Here is a 16,590-nt window from a genome sequence, read left to right on the forward strand (position 1 = left end):
AAGATGGCCCAATGAATTCAATCCTTTTCGGGATGGAGCTTCAAGCCTATCTTGTGGCAGGATGAATCACTTTATTATAGTGCCAATGCGCCGCCAGAAACGCTCATCGCGTGATGAGGGTAAATAAAACGGGGATCATGATGAAACCCGCTATCCCCATAGGGACCGGGATTACTCGTTTGGTGATGCCCATTTTATCGAGCGGATATTCGATTGCCATGACTAAACAAGCAAGCAAAACGATTTTCCAAACATCGGGAATCGCCAAGCCCCACACGAAATACATGACGCCCATAAAAATTCCGAAGCTCAAAGGATATTTAAGACGCAAGGACACCGCCTCCTTCATTTCCGATTCGATTGGAACGAGCCTGATCCCGCCTCCCCCTTAATAAATACTACAATTTATATAATACCAGTTATATTCTTGATAAGGGAATACATGGGAAAATTACTTCGGTAACGAAAAGGCCCCTGCCGCAAAGATAACGATCAAGAGCCGATTTTTTGCAAAGGGCTACTGCTCCAGCTACCCCTCTTCTTTCATATACCTAGCACATAATACAAACATAGGTATTGCTATTGCCGCAGTCCAAAGACCGAGCGATCCGTTAAAATAAGTAATGACTACAAGGATAACTGTGAGAGCAAAAACAAACTGTGCTTTTCTTTTATTGGGCTGCTTTGACCGTTTAGAGATCATATACAGTATGCCCCAAGCCTTACAGCCCGTTTACATGAGGGTTGTTTGGCTTGTTCCACGAAATGAAAATCTCGTTTAAGGCGGAAAAACATTTTGTTAAATTTGAAAATATTATAAACATATTATAAGATTGAACTAATATCCCAAAAAAAAGATGGGAAGTGATACAAATAGGCGCTATATATTGGCCAGGAGTTTTTATGACACTCGCAATAGGTGTTATCTTATTTTTCTTCTTAAAATTCTTGATTAAATATTTATTCAAAAGATAATAATCCTAACTACTAGCAAAAAAGAAGAAGTATTTCAGGTTGTTCCGCATAGTAAGGAATCCTGAAGACTTCTTCTTTTTAAATTCTAAAACTTGAACATTTCACTATAGGGAACATCTACTTCAGCAAATGAATCGGTGAAGGTACTTTTCGGAGTAAGGGTATAATATACAGGTAAACCTGAAAAATCCTGACTCTTATTCTGTTGGCAGAAATTCGCATTTGAACACTCATTATAGAGTGTAAAATCAGCAATTTTTACAAATCCATCCCTTCCAACTACCCCGTAAGCAGTAAAATGCAAACTATTAGAAAGTTTTCTATGATATTCTTCTCTGGAGTCTTTTACAAAAAAATTTGTGGAAACTGTATGGTTAACCACCCCTAAATCAACATAAGCGTATCCTTCCATTCTAAGAACAGAATTCTTTTCATTACTTATCGCCATACCTTTAAAATACCACTTATCATTCTTTACATCCAACGAAGGAGAGATCTCACTCCCCTTAGTACTAGCCTTTGTACCATATTTTTGAATAAATTGAGCATCTTCTGGGGAGAAGACTTCACCGATTCCATACTTTTGATTAATCTGATCAATTTTCTTCTGGATTTCTAGCTGTTGTTTTTGTGACATGAAGGAATCTGGGATTTGCTGTGATGTTTCTGGCGCAGCATTTGCGACAGGTACAGCCAATAGAGACATTGCAACTACACCAACAGACAGAAATTTTTTCAACATTTTTTCCTCCTAAACAAAGTAAAATATGAATTTTTTTCAACTACAAAATATATTGCGCACTATAAGATAAACGCTAGTGTCACATGTTGTTTGCCCGATAAAAAACATTCGCTCGCGTAACAGTTTCTCAATTTGCTCGTCGGTGTAGCCAAGCTCGGCCACACTTTCAGCTTCAGTTTAGAAGAAGACTTTGAGCCATCAAAATATACCGATCTAAACGCTGGCTGAGCTGCACCACCTCCTTATCGGAAAACGAGCCTTTTTTCTCAACTGACCGTTCAATTGAGGCTTTAGCTTTCTGACTTTCCATTCTAGTTGTGTTCATTCCCGCTTCCCTTGAATCTATAATAATCCTAAATTTCCATTTTGAGGGTTTATTGTTTTTTGAAAATTTTTTCGATAAAAAAGGCCTCTTCGCTATTCGACCATGGGTAAATATAAACCAGCGACTTTATAGGGAGGGGCGGGCATGATAGGCCGGTTCCCGAGGCCTTGGAATTCGCGGCTGCTCGCGAGAAGCCATACCCGCAGAGGCTCCATGTCAAGTCGCTCCATTACCTCTATCAAGAGCACCTTTAACCACGCAGTATTATAGCTAAGAGTCAAAAAAAGCATTCTGATCATCAGAATGCTTTAGCCATAATTCTATTTGATATCCGACTCTAAACCACCCAAAGCCTGATCGATTCGTAATACTGAATCTGTGCTTCCGATGCATAATTCCGGTGCTTCTCAAATAAAGCGACACAGCGGGCCAAGTCCTCGTATCGCTTCATCTCCAAGCATAGCGAAATGCAGAATAACGTTTCCTTAATCCCATTTTCGAACCGTTCTTTAGTAAATTCATAAACGGCTCTGTGATAACAAAACCAAAGGTATCTGCGTGAATTAATCAAATCATCTAAAAAACAATCGAATCGGTCGATCGCTTCGGCAAAACGCCGCAGCACGTGATCAACACAAAAGCCGTGGGTATTCGCCGATTTTATAATCGTCTCCAATCCGGACAAAATTTCGTTCAGTTGGTCAAGGCCCTCCAGGTAATCCGCGTATTCATTCAGAATATCGTCATTGCCCATCAATACTTCAAGGGTGTAAAGATTCGCCTGCGCGTAAACTTTAAATCTTTCGACATCTTGCCAGGCGGACTCGTTAAGAGGCTCAAACCAACTAAGATCGGCATAATGCTGGACAACTTTTTTTGCTTCTTGGTAAAGCCCTCTTTTTTCCAATACAGCACCCTCAAATAATAATCCCATGCCAAAGTAATATACTAAGTGACGCTCTACCGATACTTCTTCTACCATTTTTAGCTTATAGAGAATTGAACTTAGTTCCGAGAGCTCTTGTGCAAACTTCTCGACTTCATCCCACTTCTCCAGTGAATAACAAACCTTCGCCAACTTCAAAAGCGCTGCAAGCTGGAGATACTCTGGCAGTCGTCTTCGGAAAGGTTCAAATTGAATAACTGATTTCCAGTTCTTCTCTTCATCCGTACCTTGAGCAATTAGAAATAGCCGATATTGGCTTATCGCCATGAACTCGGAGAAATTGTCTTTGATATTATCGACCACGAGTTGATAAAAACGCGCCGATTCATCCAGCCTTCCGTTCTCGTAAAGCTTCTCCGCCGCAGAGAAGATAATGGACACGTTCTTGGGGTTATCGAGAATCTTGGAAACCACTGGTTCAATACAATCCACTCGGCCAGTCTCTGCACATCGCACCAAATACGGGATCATGCGTGGCCTAGACAACTTATTGTCCGAGATGCATTCTTCCGTGTAGAGCTCGTACAGCCATCCGGGGGGCTTCCCAAAAACTTCTGCCAGAGCGTCCAAATGACCGATTGTCATGGCACGAGCCCGGCCATTTAACACCATGCTTAAATTTCCGGCGTTAATCCTCGTCAGTTCGGCTACTTTATTTAGGCTATAGCCATGCAGCTTCATCTGGTTTTCGATTTCCAAACGCAAAGAGCGATTATCCACCCGCACGGAACACCCTCCCCTAAATCTATACCCGGTTCTAAACCACCCAAAGCCTGATTGATTCGTAATACTGAATCTGTGCTTCCGATGCATAATTCCGATGCTTCTCAAATAAAGCGACGCAGCGGGCCAAGTCCTCGTATCGCTTCATCTCCAAGCATAGTGAAATGCAGAATATCGTTTCCTTTATCCCGTTTTGATAGCGTTCTTTCGTAAACTCATAAACGGCTCTATGATAGCAAAACCAAAGGTATCTGCGTGAATTAATCAGATCGTCTAAAAAACAATCGAATTGGCCAATTGCGTCGGCAAAAAGATGCAGCACGCGATCAACACAAAAGCCGTGTGTATTCGCCGATTTTATAATCGTTGTCAGCCCAGATAAGGTTTCATTCAGGCGGTCAAGGTTTTCCAAATAATCAGCGTATTCATCCAGAATGCAGGCATTGCCCATCAATACTTCAAGCGTGTAAAGATTCGCTTTCGCGAAAACTTTAAATCCTTCAACCTCTTGCCAGCCTGATTCGTCAAGAGGCTCAAACCAACTAAGATCGGCATAAGTCTGTACTACTTTTTTAGCTTTTTCGTATAAACCCGTTTTTTCTAGTGCAATTCCCTCAAATAATAATCCCATGCCAAAGTAATAAACCAAGTGACGCTCTACTGATACTTCTTCTACCATTTTTAGCTTATAGAGAATCGAGCTTAGTTCCGAAAGCTCTTGTGCAAACCGCTCGACTTCATTCCATTTCTCCAATGAGTAACAAACCTTTGCCAACTTCAAAAGCGCCGCAAGCTGGAGATATTCCGGTAATCGTCTTCGAAAAGGCTCAAATTGAATAACCGATTTCCAGTTCTTCTCTTCATCCGTACCTTGAGCGATCAGAAATAACCGATATTGGCTTATCGCCATAAACTCGGAATAATTGTCTTTGATGTTATCGACCACAAGTTGATAAAAACATGCTGACTCCTCCAGCCTTCCATTCTCATAAAGCTTCTCCGCCGCAGCAAAGATTATCGATATGTTTTTGGGATTATCGAGAATCTTGGAAACCACTGGTTCAATACAATCCACTCGGCCAGTCTCTGCACATCGCACCAAATACGGGATCATGCGTGGCCTAGACAACTTATTGTCCGAGATGCATTCTTCCGTGTAGAGCTCGTACAGCCATCCGGGGGGCTTCCCAAAAACTTCTGCCAGAGCGTCCAAATGACCGATTGTCATGGCACGAGCCCGGCCATTTAACACCATGCTCAAATTTCCGGCGTTAATCCCCGTCAGTTCGGCTACTTTATTTAGGCTGTAGCCATGCAGCTTCATCTGGTCTTCGATTTCCAGCCGCAAAGAGCGATCATCCATCCGCACGGAACACCCTCCCCTAAATCTATAAAACCATACTACCATAACAGCAAATTAACATAAAATAACAGGGAAATAAAAATTTCCTAGTATGAAATCTGGTAAATTTTATTTATAAAAAAGTAACCTTGATGGGCAAATGCCAGTCAAGGTTACTAGGGTATGGCTGCTTCGATTTTGGATTCATTCAGAGCTTCTTGAATGAGATCAATAACGTCTGGATCTTCTTCTCTTTCTAAAACTCCCGTTAATACGCCAATAATCCTGTCATCTTCGATTTGGGACAGGGCGGTTACAGCTGCGCACCTAATATCGGAATCGGGGTCTCTAAGCAAATTGCTGAGAGGGGGAATTAAGCTTGGGGTCGGAAAAGACGCAGCGATATGCGTACACCAATACCTGACTCCGGTATGTTCACTTTTTAAAGCCGAAATTAAATGCGGGACGACTTGTTCTATCGAGAACTTCATCAATACGTCTTCAATCAGCTGATATACTCCGAAGCCGCTGCCTTCGCCAAACGAATTTAGAAATAATGGAATGCACTGAGGATCAGGGTGATTCAAAAAGTGCACCCTCACGTCGTTATACTTTTGAATGACTTCGAATTTCGACTCAGTATCTCTTGAAAAGGGCTGATTGTTTTTCAAAAACATAATGGCTTGTGCGGAATTCATTTATTTAATCGAATCCTCCTAAAGATCCAAAAATCAACTCCAAGGCTTGTTTGAATCGTTATAGTAGTGGTCCGTTTTATTTTTCTTACGAAATAAGAGCCGCTCGCGCAAAATGGTTTCAATCTGCTCGCTGCTATAGCCAAACTCAGCCAACATTTTGGCCGTAACTCCGGCATTAGTTCTCGCCCTGCTTTCAGCATCATGTAAATCCTTGATGCCGTAGAGTCTCTCAAAGATTGCACCAATCCGGGCAAGATAGAGAATCCGTTCCTCGTTTTCCCCGTCCAGTAAATAATCATGCGTCACTGTATCATCCACACACTTTCAGTTTAGAAGACTTTTGAGCCATGAGAATGTACCGGTCCAGACGTTGACTTAGCTGCACCACCTCCTCGTGCGATAATGAACCTTTCTCCTCAACCAGTCGCACTAACTGCTGCCGTAGCTGTCTGATTTTCTGTTCTAGTTTCATACTCATATATATCCACCATCCTTATCTCTATAATAATGCCGTTTTTCCATATTAAGGGTCTTAGAATTTGAGAAATATTTTTTTCGACAAAAAATGCGTTTCGAAAATGCTTCACTTATACTATCTGTTGCGCAGATAAAGAAAATACATATGGAAGGAATCATTATACCTGTTATATTTAATTAACCAAGGGACCGTTAATAATCCCAACAGCAGCCTAGTTTTGTTCACCGTGAACCGAATGTTGAAATGTACCATAAGAAAACCGCCCATTGAAAAGGCGGTTATATCAAGTACATGTTTAGTTTTATTTCGCCTTCTTAAGAGACGAAACAATTACCGATCCTATAAACCAAAAGGCACCGCCTACGAATCCCGCTAGCATTGAAATATCTTTATCTATAAAGTAATGTGTGACCATCCAAAAAATTGAAAATGATAATCCCCCTGCTGCAGCGTTAATAATCGCTTTTTGTTTAGGCACAGCCTCACATCCAATCACCAATGTTTTTCCATCGCTTCTTCACATCGAGCAAATCCATTTCTTGTATAAAACGGGACACTGTCGCTACTGGGCCAAACGATAAGAAATTCAACCCCATTCTCTTTTGACCACTTTTCCATAGCGGAATGAATCTCTGTTCCGATACCTTGACTTCGAAAAGCAGGGTGAGTATAGACATTGGTAACATAGCCGTAATACGGGTCTGGAGATTTCCCCGGCCTTGGTACTTTATGTATTAACTGTAGATACATGTGCGAAACTATACTTTTTTCAACTTCCGCCACCCATATGTACCAATCTCCACTTCCCATAGCTTTGACCAAAAATTCACGACAAATAGGGTAAAACTCCTCGAAATTAACCGTACTGGTATGCTCCTCTTCCGAGAAATCCCAACGCATACGAACAAGCTCATCTACATCGTCTAGTGTGGCGAATCGTACAACAGCCATGCGCTCATTCCCCTCGATATGATGTATTCTTGAACATTGGTTATAAACATTATGTAATAGGAAAGATTTCGACAAAAAAAGCATTCCTGAGCGTTTTGTCCAGAATGCTTTTAATTGATGGTTATCTTTAATACGACCTGAGCACTTGTTTTTTTATTGTTCCGATCAAAACTCTGTACCATGTTCAAGCATCTTGATTATGTAGGCTTCACCTTGAACATTAAAATTCCACCAATGCCCAGCTGAGCCAAACAGACCTAAGGCGACGACCAAAGCCAGAAAATAGGCTTTCATTCTAAATACACCTCCTCTCTCACCACGGCTGACCGATAATATTCTAATTGCTGCGTTGACGCATTTTCCCGATGCTTTTCAAACAAAGAAACGCAGTAGAAGAAATATTCGTACTTTCTCATCTCGTTAGCCAAGGACAGACAGTGTAACGTTTCGTCGATTCCAGGTTGAACTCGACCGTTTCTGAATTCGTAAATAGCTTTATGATATCTAAAACGAAGATGCCGATCTGAAAGAATCAGATCATGGTTAAACGAATCGAAACGATCAATAGAGCCGGAAAAACGCGACAGCACGTGATCCACATTGAACCTATATGTATTCGCTGACTTTATAATAGCAATTAGCCCTGCCACAATATCATTTAACCGATTAAGGCCTGCTAAATAATCGGCGTATTCGTTAATAATGCCTTGGTTCCCAGATAGCACTTCGAGCGTATATAAATTCGCTTTCGCCAATGTTCCAAGCACTTCGATCTCTTTTTTGCCCGATTCATCGAGGGGCTCCCACCACTCAAGATTTGCATAACTATACACGCATTGTTTCGCCTGATCGTATAGTCCCCGCTTTTCAAGCACGACACCTTTAAACAAAAGGCCTATTCCATAATAATAGACCAAGTGCCTTTCAGTTGCTATGTTTTGGCTACACAGCATAATACTTAGTTCTATCAGTTCTTCAGCATACCCTTCAACTTCGTTCCACTTTTGTAATGTAAAACAAACTCTGGTCAATCTTAAAAGAGCATCCAGTCGTGCGTATTCTGTTAAGCGATTTCGAAACGGATCAAAACGAATGACTGCTTTCCAGTTTTTCTCCGAATCCGTGCCTTGAGTAATACTGAACAGACGATAATGACTCATAGACAGCATCTCGGAGAAATTATCTTTGACGTTATCAACCACAAGCTGATAGAATCGTTCCGATTCTTTGCTTCTTCCCTTCTGGTATAGCTTCTCCGCTACAGAAAAGATGATTGACACGTTCTTCGCATTATCCAAAATCTTAGAGATAACCGGCTCAATACAATCGTTTCTGCCAACCTCGGCACATCGCACCAAATACGGAATTAACCGCGGCCGGGACAATTTCTCTTCGGAAATGCACTCCTCCGTATATAGTTCATACAGCCATCCGGGAACCTTTCCGAACACTCTTGCCAAAGCGTCTAATTGACGGATTGTCATTGCGCGGGAAACACCATTCAACGCCATGCTGAGATTTCCGACATTAATCCCCGTCAATTCAGCCACTTGATTAAGGTTATAGCCATGCAGTTTCATTTGGTCTTCAATTTCCACGCGCAAAGACCGGTTAACAACCCGCATAAAAGGCGCCCTCCTCAAATTTATAAGTTTATTTTACCACAATATACCATTACTATGAAACGAAAATATTCATATTTTGGTTGAAAATAAGGATTTATTTTACAATTTTCATCAGAAAATTTTATCTGCTTTTCGCGAAATCTTGATTTTAAAGGAAGTTTTTCTCTTTTTTTATAGATTGGGTTTAATTAGGGAGGAATAAACTAAAATTAACCTTGGGTGAATCTATGGAGAAATGCAAACGATAGTGTGGGGGGATCGGTTAATGAAGTACGAAACGAGCGAACGCAATGACATAATAGAACATAGCGGCGATGGCAAGAGCAGCATAACAGACTCCCAGCGCATAGATCAGAGCTTGTCCGCCATACCCCAACAGTTTCCAATACCACGGCAAAGGTTCTTCCGGAAGCTCACTCCAATAGGATTTGGGGTAACGCGATTTCCAAGTGTCCGTGTGGGGCCGGTATTCACCTGGTTTTTGCTCCTTCATTACATCTCACCCTTTTTTTCGAGGTTTTCCACGGGATATATGCGTAACCTGATTCAGGCGTTCCAACGGAATCAAAAAAAGACGACCCCTGACGAGTACAGGAATCATCTCTTAGCTGTGTAGAAACTCTAGGAAATTCAGATACTCATTAACGGATGAACCCCTCCTCGTCTGACAATAAGCTTCTATTCAACCAATCGTATCAACCGACCGCTGCCCCAGCTTCCTGATTTTCCGTTTTCGCCTTTTATTCATATTAACCATCCCCGAATCCTATTATATTGATCGTTTTCCATATACAGGATTTTTGATTTTTGGAATAATTTTTTTCGACAAAGACAATGTTGTGCGTAATGTTAATCGTGAGCAGAAAAGTTGCGTCAAGAGAAAAAGAAAGAGAGCACCTCAACGCGGTACTCTCTCGGGAATACTTGAAGCCTTAGCTCAAATATTCCTTTTTTTATCGTCCAAAGGAATCGTGGACAGATCCACGTTCACGTCTCTAATGATTTAAAATATTGTCCTCCAATACGGTGAACTTATCGCCGTATTCTTTAATAATATGGTGTTCTCCCCAGGAGCAAAGGGCATCCAGAATCGGCTTGAGGCTCCACCCGTATTCGCTCAGCTCGTATTCGACCTTGGGCGGCACTTGATGATACGTAATCCGGTTGACGATCCCGTCCGCCTCCAGCTCCCGCAGTTGCTGGGTCAGCATCTTTTGCGTAATGCTGGGCATAATACGCTTGAGATCGCTCGTCCGCTTCTTTCCGCGCGTCAAGTGACAGAGAATCACGCACTTCCATTTTCCTCCGATGACTTCCAAGGTCGCTTCTACCGAAATATTATACTTCTTATTGGTTCCTGTACTCATGCGAAGTCCTCCAATTGTTATAGGCACTTTTTAGTGCCTACCGCACTTTAAAGTACGTACTAGCCAAAAATGCTTGCTCCTCTCATAATAGCATATATCGGCCGATGATGAATACACGGATAGAGGTGAGAAAACATGCAATTGGATCAAAAACGGAGTATACTCGCGCTTCTGGCTCTGGCCATTAGCGCCTATGCGATCGGAACAACCGAGTTTATCAGCGTGGGGCTGCTGCCCTTGATCGCCGAAAACCTTCATATATCGGTCACAACGGCAGGACTGACCGTGACGCTGTATGCGCTTGGTGTCACCTTCGGGGCTCCCGTGCTGACCTCACTCACCACGGGAATGTCCCGCAAGTTGCTGCTGATTGCCATTATGGTCGTTTTTATCGCCGGCAACAGTCTGGCGGCGGTTTCCGGAAGCATCGGCGTCCTGTTGACGGCCCGCGTGCTATCCGCTTTGTCGCATGGCGTATTTATGTCGATCGCATCGACCATCGCCGCCGACCTCGTGCCGGAGAACAAACGGGCGAGTGCGATCTCCATGATGTTCTCAGGCCTGACGGTCGCCATTGTGACTGGTGTACCGCTCGGTACCTGGATCGGCCAGCAGATGGGCTGGCGGGCGGCCTTCGTCGCCATCGCCGTCATCGGCCTGATCGCGCTGATCGCCAACCTGATCTTGATCCCCGCCTCGCTGCGTAAGGGCGTTCCGACCCCGGTGCGCGAGCAGGTGAAGCTGGTGACGAATGGCAGGCTGCTGCTTGCGTTCGCTATCACGGCTCTCGGGTATGGAGGCACCTTTGTCGTATTTACTTATTTATCCCCATTGCTGCATGAAATAACCGGATTTGCCGAAAGCACGGTAGCGGTTATCCTGCTGATTTACGGCGTCGCGATTGCGATCGGCAATGTCATCGGGGGAAAGGTGGCCAACCGCCGGCCGCTCAAGGCTCTGTTCTATATGTTCATCCTGCAAGCGATCGTGCTGCTGGTGTTGATGGTGACCGCGCCATTCAAGGTAGCCGGGTTGATCACGATCTTCTTCATGGGCCTGCTGGCCTTCATGAACGTTCCCGGGCTGCAGATTTATGTCGTCATGCTGGCCGAGCGCTTCGCGCCGGGAGCTAAGGATGTCGCTTCCGCCGTCAACATCGCTGCGTTCAATGCGGGCATCGCTATTGGGGCCTATCTGGGTGGTGTGATCACCGATTCGATGGGATTGATTCATACCACCTGGATCGGGGCTATCATGGTCTTAGCAGCGGTTTTGCTGACCGGCTTGAGCATGGCACTGGAACGCAAGGGCGTATCGGTTCGCGCTGTGCGGACGGGGCCAGCCCGGTCTTGATTAGAGCCGTTACCAGTTCCAACAAGACATCATGTATTCAAATTTACCATTTACCCTACTGGAGGTTTTATCTATGACAACACATCTGCAAGCAACTACGACTCTCAATAACGGAAAGGCTATGCCTTGGTTCGGCATCGGCGTATTCAAAGTCGAGGACGGTCCCGAGCTCGTGGACGCGGTCAAAGCGGCTGTCGCCCATGGCTACCGCAGCATCGACACGGCGGCCATCTATGACAACGAGCGTAGCGTAGGTCAGGCTATCCACGAAGCCCTCCAAGAAACAGGACTCTCCCGTGAAGACCTGTTCGTCACTTCCAAGGTATGGAACGCCGATCTCGGCTATGAAGCGACGCTCGCCGCCTATGAGACCAGCTTGGAGAAGCTGGGGCTGGATTATCTGGATCTGTACCTGATTCACTGGCCGGTGGCCGGCAAGTACAAGGACGCTTGGCGTGCGCTCGAAGCGCTGTACAAGGCCGGACGCGTCAAAGCGATCGGCGTCAGCAACTTCCAGATTCATCATCTGGAGGACCTGATGAAAGATGCCGAGATCAAGCCGATGGTGAACCAGGTCGAGCTCCATCCGCGGCTCAGCCAACAAGCGCTGCGCAACTTCTGCGCCCGGCATGACATTCAGATCGAAGCGTGGTCGCCTCTGATGCAGGGCCAGCTGCTGGACAACCCGGTGCTGCAGGAAATCGGCGCCCGTCACGGTAAGTCGATCGCCCAAGTCATTCTGCGTTGGGATCTACAGCACGGCATCGTAACGATTCCCAAGTCGACGAAGGCTCACAGGATTATCGAGAACGCCTCGGTGTTCGACTTCGAGCTGACAAGTGAAGAGATGGCCCGCATCGATGCGCTGAACCAGAACCTGCGGGTTGGACCGGACCCTGACAATTTTGACTTTTAAGCCTGGCCTGGCCATAACGAAGAACGCCTGTTCCCCTGTCAGGGGGCTGGTTGGCCTGTTGATAAAACCCTCAAAACCCCTTCAGCCTATTGAAGGGGTTATTGAATAGTGCAGCTTTTACTGTAGCTGAAGGGCGAACGAAAGACTACTGACAATAAATTGTTTCAGGAGAATGAGCAATTATTGCATAGATTAATAACAAAGTTGTAATTATTAATAAGATGATAGAAATACTTTTTGAAAGGGTCGCACCCATATCATTTGGATACTTTCTCCCCAAATAGAAAGATATGCCTAATAATATCATCATAAGTATTACAGTATAGTGAAACCCTTCTGAATCGCATGACCAAGCCTTTAGTCCAAAAAAGTTAAATATTTCATCACCAATAATATTTTTATTGCTAAATCCAAAGTTGAATGAAATAAGTATCCCACCGATTAAAAAAATAAGCGATAGTGATCCGAATCCGATTTTTTTCATAAGACCTCCCTAAACCTGGCCTTAAACTTTATGATTTATTTTATCAGAAGGCAAAGATAATAAGAACAAATCGATGAAAATGAATTAGTTTAATCAAACCGTACATGCCATTAAGACATACAGTTTGGCAAACTCGCTGGTTTGTTGGGGAACTGAATATCCTTTTAGATAAGACTTCCTAATTATATTTGCACGTTGTCCATTTTGCCCTGCCTGCTGTTTTACGCTTTCGTATTTTGAACATTTTTTCTTTTAAAGCTGTCCGTGCAAAAACAAAGCACCTCAAAACCATTGATTTTGCGGTGCTTTGTTTTTGATTTTATTGGGTCTTAAGGTTAGTAGTTATCTACCCCAAAGAATCCACAACCTTGATTTGTAATGGATATGTTTAAGCTATATGATTTAGACCATATTGGCATAGGCGCCCATAAGGTAACGTTATAAGTACCAGTAGCTGTTGCTGTAGCTGGATCGGGAGCGTTTCGTCCCGAATGCTGCTAAAACAGCTGTCAGAAATCCCTAAGCAAACGTAGCGTTAAACAGCTCTGACAGGATATTTGAGGAAGCTTTCTGTTTGTTGCTCCGACGCATATGCCTTATATTGTTCGAACAAGGCGGTGCAGCGGACATAATCCTCATTCCGGCTCATTTTGTGGGCTAAGGAAAGGCAGTGTAACGTCTCATCCAGCCCTTCTTCGATTCGTCCGTGTCTGAACTCATACATAGCCTTATGATACCTAAATCGAAGGTGTCGATCCGAAAGGATGAGATCGTCGTCAAAAGAATGAAAAGCATGAGTGGCTTCGGAAAAACGCGACAATACGTGATCTACCGAGAAACCATAGGTATTTGCTGATTTTAAGATCGTGATCAATCCGGCCAGAATGTCCGTCAGTCTGTTTATGTTTTCCAAATAATCAGCATATTGATCAATAATGTATTCGTTTCCGGTTAACACTTCAAGCGTGTATAAATTCGCTTTTCCCCAGATTTTAAACATTTCTACTTCTTTTTGGCCCTCTTCATCGAGCGGTTCCGGCCATTCCAGATTAGCATAGCCACGAACATATTTTTTGGATTGGTCATATAACCCTCGTTTTTCTAATGCAGCGCCTTTAAACAAAAGCCCAGCTCCGTAATAGCATACCAAATGTCGCTCACTCTCAATCTTCTCGCGAGTACTGCACAATGCCATACTTAACTCCGCTAGCTCATTCGCGAATTTCTCGACCTCGTCCCACTTCTGCAAAGCAAAGCAGGCCTTAGTCAGCTTCATAAGCGCTGCCAGTTGGTGATGTTCCGGCAGACGTTTTCGGAACGGCTCAAACCGAATGATCGCTCTCCAATTCTTCTCCGCATCGGTACCTTGAGCTATGAGAAATAATCGATAATGACTCACGGCCAGCATCTCGGAGAAGCTATCCTTGGTCCCGTCAATCACGACTTGGTAGAAATGCTCTGCTTCCCGCAATCTCTCTGTCTGGAACAGTTGCTCTGCCACGGCAAAAATAATGGATACGTTCTTCGGGTTATCAAGAAGTTTGAAGATCACCGGTTCAATACAATCATGACGATCGAGCTCTGCACATCGTACCAAATAAGGAATTAACCGCCGCCGGGACCATTTTTCCTCCGACATGCATTCTTCTATATACAGCTCGTATAGCCATCCGGGAGCTTTGCCAAAAATCATGGCCAAAGCATCCAATTGACCGATTGTGATCGAACGGGCTACACCATTCAAGGCTCGGCTTAAATTTCCTGCGTTGATCCCTGCTAGTTCAGCCACTTGATTAAGGCTATAGCCGTGCAGTTTCATCTGGTCTTCAATTTCCCACCGCAAAGGACGATTGATACCCCGCACGAAGAAAACCTCCCCTAGAAATATAGATTAATTTTACCTTAATATGGTACGTACAGTGAACAAAATTCCAATATTTTGTTAAAATTGGTTTCCACCTTACCTTAAGCTGATATAATAAGTCTTTAGAACTACTTTTTCTTTTAAAATATCGATTTCGAACGCGGATGATGGCGTCGGTAATCTTCAAGAAGGTTGTTTTCCGCCATATGGAATTTTCCTGTTTCACATAATTACCTGTTGCTCAAACTAAGTAGGGGGAGTTCTTTTGTTTCCAATAAACAGGAAAGAAATTAAGAGGCAAACGAAATTGCCAGGATCCAAGAGCGATCTTGCTAATACGAATGCAGTAGTGTTCGATCAATGGAAGCTAGAAATGTGGAATATAATGGACAAGGCGCAGCAGCAGAGCATATTTAACCTCGGCCATTGGATTATCTTTCATGACAACTTGATCGAGTTATTTAGGCAGATGCGCGAACAGCCAGGTGTCAGCAGCGCGCTAGATGAAGCTGCAGCTGCATTGGGAATCACACTTCCCAAATCTTAATTTCTTATTGCACGGCATAACTTAGAATGGTAAAATAAAGATACAGGATATTGTCACGGAAACGTGAAATCACAGGTTGAAAAAAGCTACTGGAAACGGGGCTTTTTTCGTTTTTTCAAGAAGTTCGCCAACCACTGGGTCAAGCCAACTGATGGAGTGACCTACTTGTTGTTATATACTTAATGTTTAAAAATAGAAACCTTGTCTATTTCCTAAGCCTCCCATGACGGGAGGCTTATTCCACATATTCTTATCAATAAATTTCACTAGCGTCCGGGGCTAAATGCCGAACATGCTTTAAATAGGCGGTGACGCGCTGATCGTCTTCCAGAGGATATTCGTAATTCAATCGGTTTGCCACAGCCTGCGCGGTTCGGCGGAACAACTCCCCCATGGCGAACAAGGCTCGCCAGACTCCTTCATAAGTTGCGTCAGGGAAGGTGGACATCAAATCGTGCCAGCTCTCCTTCGAAAGATGCTTCTCTAAATATTTGCCGTTTTTGCCTGTGCTGACCGAAAAATCGGTGCGGATGCCAACCTGCCATTCGAGCATCTGAATCAGCATCGGTCTCACGGCCGTGTTCAAATGATCCTGGGCATAGAGCATTTCTTGTCTCCACAAGCCTTTGGCCACGTACGTGGATACCCACCAGAACTCATTGCAGCAATCGGCAAAAAGCTTGGCCGACGGGCGCTTCACCCAATAATCCTCGTCTGTCGGGGCTGGAAGCTGGGGAAGGCAATCGTCTTTGTCCAATAAAACGACGGCCAGTTTATCGCCGCTGTTCCAGTTGTTCTTTTGCTCGAACGGACACAGGGTCAGGTCAATCCGGTTGCCATCTGCGAACAGCATCAGGTAGGGGAATTTTCCGTCCAATTCGGGAGGAATAAGCTTCATCTCTTCCGGCTTCTGCATGATAATCCGGCTGCCGAAGCGGTCGATCCACTGCTTATCTTCTATAAAAGAAGTCAGATCATGAATGATATACACGATGTCGTAATCCTGAAACACATCTTTCGGCGCATTCGGATTCGTTCGCGACCCGTTCATCCCGACCGCCCGGATTCGCTCATCGTTCACAGCAAAATCCAAAATTAAATTCATCATTTCCTGTTCGCTTCTCATCCTCGTTCCAACCTCCATCGAATATAGTCAGGGTTCGGCATTCAGACGAGGCGGGCGGTCCGCGAATACGGACAGCATCGAACGCTCTTAGATCGGAACGTTATAAGTTATCCAACAGCTTTTTCATG

The 16,590-nt window shown here is 44.1% G+C and carries 20 protein-coding genes; 3 read left to right on the forward strand and 17 right to left on the reverse strand.

What is annotated here, in order from left to right; all coding sequences use genetic code 11:
- Positions 1–103: 103 nt before the first annotated feature.
- The 14 genes from KQX66_RS26930 to KQX66_RS26990 form a co-directional block, all read right to left on the reverse strand.
- Complete coding sequence (locus KQX66_RS26930) at positions 104–331, reverse strand: hypothetical protein (RefSeq protein WP_216795966.1); 228 nt, start codon at positions 329–331, stop codon at positions 104–106.
- Positions 332–1,060: 729 nt separating this feature from the next.
- The gene (locus tag KQX66_RS26935; RefSeq protein WP_216795967.1) at positions 1,061–1,714 is read right to left on the reverse strand and encodes a hypothetical protein; all 654 of its coding nucleotides are present in this window, start codon (positions 1,712–1,714) and stop codon (positions 1,061–1,063) included.
- 175 nt (positions 1,715–1,889) lie between these two features.
- On the reverse strand, positions 1,890–2,042 hold the full coding sequence (locus KQX66_RS26940; protein ID WP_306665893.1) for an aspartyl-phosphate phosphatase Spo0E family protein: 153 nt from the start codon (positions 2,040–2,042) through the stop codon (positions 1,890–1,892).
- A 337-nt stretch (positions 2,043–2,379) separates the two neighbouring features.
- Positions 2,380–3,714 carry a helix-turn-helix domain-containing protein gene (locus tag KQX66_RS26945; RefSeq protein ID WP_308647282.1) on the reverse strand — a complete coding sequence of 445 codons (1,335 nt, stop codon included), beginning with the start codon at positions 3,712–3,714 and terminating at the stop codon, positions 2,380–2,382.
- A 31-nt stretch (positions 3,715–3,745) separates the two neighbouring features.
- Entirely contained in the window at positions 3,746–5,074 is a 1,329-nt protein-coding gene (locus tag KQX66_RS26950) for a helix-turn-helix domain-containing protein (RefSeq protein ID WP_253957464.1), read from the reverse strand.
- Positions 5,075–5,229: 155 nt separating this feature from the next.
- Entirely contained in the window at positions 5,230–5,751 is a 522-nt protein-coding gene (locus KQX66_RS26955) for a HEAT repeat domain-containing protein (protein ID WP_216795970.1), read from the reverse strand.
- 33 nt (positions 5,752–5,784) lie between these two features.
- Entirely contained in the window at positions 5,785–6,057 is a 273-nt protein-coding gene (locus KQX66_RS26960) for a hypothetical protein (protein WP_308647283.1), read from the reverse strand.
- A 4-nt stretch (positions 6,058–6,061) separates the two neighbouring features.
- On the reverse strand, positions 6,062–6,229 hold the full coding sequence (locus tag KQX66_RS26965; protein WP_010503758.1) for an aspartyl-phosphate phosphatase Spo0E family protein: 168 nt from the start codon (positions 6,227–6,229) through the stop codon (positions 6,062–6,064).
- Positions 6,230–6,530: 301 nt separating this feature from the next.
- Complete coding sequence (locus KQX66_RS26970) at positions 6,531–6,707, reverse strand: hypothetical protein (RefSeq protein ID WP_216795971.1); 177 nt, start codon at positions 6,705–6,707, stop codon at positions 6,531–6,533.
- A gap of 14 nt (positions 6,708–6,721) precedes the next feature.
- Positions 6,722–7,180, reverse strand: a complete 459-nt coding sequence (locus tag KQX66_RS26975; protein WP_216795972.1) for a GNAT family N-acetyltransferase — start codon at positions 7,178–7,180, stop codon at positions 6,722–6,724.
- A 165-nt stretch (positions 7,181–7,345) separates the two neighbouring features.
- A complete protein-coding gene (locus KQX66_RS37870) occupies positions 7,346–7,474 on the reverse strand; it encodes a hypothetical protein (RefSeq protein ID WP_284439851.1) in 129 nt (42 codons plus the stop codon).
- Positions 7,471–8,805: a helix-turn-helix domain-containing protein gene (locus KQX66_RS26980; RefSeq protein ID WP_216795973.1), complete on the reverse strand. Its 1,335-nt coding sequence runs from the start codon at positions 8,803–8,805 to the stop codon at positions 7,471–7,473. The genes KQX66_RS37870 and KQX66_RS26980 overlap by 4 nt, the downstream gene beginning before the upstream one ends.
- Positions 8,806–9,067: 262 nt before the next feature.
- Entirely contained in the window at positions 9,068–9,298 is a 231-nt protein-coding gene (locus KQX66_RS26985; RefSeq protein ID WP_216795974.1) for a hypothetical protein, read from the reverse strand.
- Positions 9,299–9,800: 502 nt separating this feature from the next.
- Positions 9,801–10,172, reverse strand: a complete 372-nt coding sequence (locus KQX66_RS26990; RefSeq protein ID WP_010500138.1) for a winged helix-turn-helix transcriptional regulator — start codon at positions 10,170–10,172, stop codon at positions 9,801–9,803.
- A gap of 135 nt (positions 10,173–10,307) precedes the next feature.
- Between KQX66_RS26990 and KQX66_RS26995 the strand changes: the two genes are divergently transcribed.
- Entirely contained in the window at positions 10,308–11,525 is a 1,218-nt protein-coding gene (locus KQX66_RS26995) for an MFS transporter (protein ID WP_216795975.1), read from the forward strand.
- A gap of 73 nt (positions 11,526–11,598) precedes the next feature.
- Positions 11,599–12,441, forward strand: a complete 843-nt coding sequence (locus KQX66_RS27000; RefSeq protein WP_216795976.1) for an aldo/keto reductase — start codon at positions 11,599–11,601, stop codon at positions 12,439–12,441.
- 145 nt (positions 12,442–12,586) lie between these two features.
- Here KQX66_RS27000 and KQX66_RS27005 read toward each other — a convergent pair whose 3' ends face one another.
- Positions 12,587–12,925 (reverse strand): hypothetical protein, encoded by a 339-nt coding sequence (locus tag KQX66_RS27005; RefSeq protein WP_216795977.1) that lies wholly within the window; start codon positions 12,923–12,925, stop codon positions 12,587–12,589.
- A gap of 535 nt (positions 12,926–13,460) precedes the next feature.
- On the reverse strand, positions 13,461–14,789 hold the full coding sequence (locus tag KQX66_RS27010; RefSeq protein ID WP_216795978.1) for a helix-turn-helix domain-containing protein: 1,329 nt from the start codon (positions 14,787–14,789) through the stop codon (positions 13,461–13,463).
- Between the two features lie 265 nt (positions 14,790–15,054).
- Here KQX66_RS27010 and KQX66_RS27015 point away from each other — a divergent pair, with 265 nt between their 5' ends.
- The gene (locus tag KQX66_RS27015) at positions 15,055–15,336 is read left to right on the forward strand and encodes a hypothetical protein (RefSeq protein WP_216795979.1); all 282 of its coding nucleotides are present in this window, start codon (positions 15,055–15,057) and stop codon (positions 15,334–15,336) included.
- A gap of 253 nt (positions 15,337–15,589) precedes the next feature.
- On the opposite strand, the gene KQX66_RS27020 is transcribed toward KQX66_RS27015, so the two are convergent.
- A complete protein-coding gene (locus KQX66_RS27020; protein WP_216795980.1) occupies positions 15,590–16,462 on the reverse strand; it encodes an aminoglycoside 6-adenylyltransferase in 873 nt (290 codons plus the stop codon).
- Between the last annotated feature and the right edge of the window lie 128 nt (positions 16,463–16,590).

The organism is Paenibacillus oleatilyticus (assembly GCF_018998565.1).
GTDB classification, from domain to species: domain Bacteria; phylum Bacillota; class Bacilli; order Paenibacillales; family NBRC-103111; genus Paenibacillus_G; species Paenibacillus_G oleatilyticus.

What these genes read in the sequence shown, in the direction of transcription:
- KQX66_RS26940 (WP_306665893.1), bottom strand. Translation starts at nt 2,042, where the DNA reads ATGAACACAACTAGAATGGAAAGTCAGAAAGCTAAAGCCTCAATTGAA.
- KQX66_RS26950 (WP_253957464.1), bottom strand. Translation starts at nt 5,074, where the DNA reads ATGGATGATCGCTCTTTGCGGCTGGAAATCGAAGACCAGATGAAGCTG.
- KQX66_RS26955 (WP_216795970.1), bottom strand. Translation starts at nt 5,751, where the DNA reads ATGAATTCCGCACAAGCCATTATGTTTTTGAAAAACAATCAGCCCTTT.
- KQX66_RS26965 (WP_010503758.1), bottom strand. Translation starts at nt 6,229, where the DNA reads ATGAGTATGAAACTAGAACAGAAAATCAGACAGCTACGGCAGCAGTTA.
- KQX66_RS26975 (WP_216795972.1), bottom strand. Translation starts at nt 7,180, where the DNA reads ATGGCTGTTGTACGATTCGCCACACTAGACGATGTAGATGAGCTTGTT.
- KQX66_RS37870 (WP_284439851.1), bottom strand. Translation starts at nt 7,474, where the DNA reads ATGAAAGCCTATTTTCTGGCTTTGGTCGTCGCCTTAGGTCTGTTTGGC.
- KQX66_RS26980 (WP_216795973.1), bottom strand. Translation starts at nt 8,805, where the DNA reads ATGCGGGTTGTTAACCGGTCTTTGCGCGTGGAAATTGAAGACCAAATG.
- KQX66_RS26985 (WP_216795974.1), bottom strand. Translation starts at nt 9,298, where the DNA reads ATGAAGGAGCAAAAACCAGGTGAATACCGGCCCCACACGGACACTTGG.
- KQX66_RS26990 (WP_010500138.1), bottom strand. Translation starts at nt 10,172, where the DNA reads ATGAGTACAGGAACCAATAAGAAGTATAATATTTCGGTAGAAGCGACC.
- KQX66_RS26995 (WP_216795975.1), top strand. Translation starts at nt 10,308, where the DNA reads ATGCAATTGGATCAAAAACGGAGTATACTCGCGCTTCTGGCTCTGGCC.
- KQX66_RS27000 (WP_216795976.1), top strand. Translation starts at nt 11,599, where the DNA reads ATGACAACACATCTGCAAGCAACTACGACTCTCAATAACGGAAAGGCT.
- KQX66_RS27005 (WP_216795977.1), bottom strand. Translation starts at nt 12,925, where the DNA reads ATGAAAAAAATCGGATTCGGATCACTATCGCTTATTTTTTTAATCGGT.
- KQX66_RS27020 (WP_216795980.1), bottom strand. Translation starts at nt 16,462, where the DNA reads ATGAGAAGCGAACAGGAAATGATGAATTTAATTTTGGATTTTGCTGTG.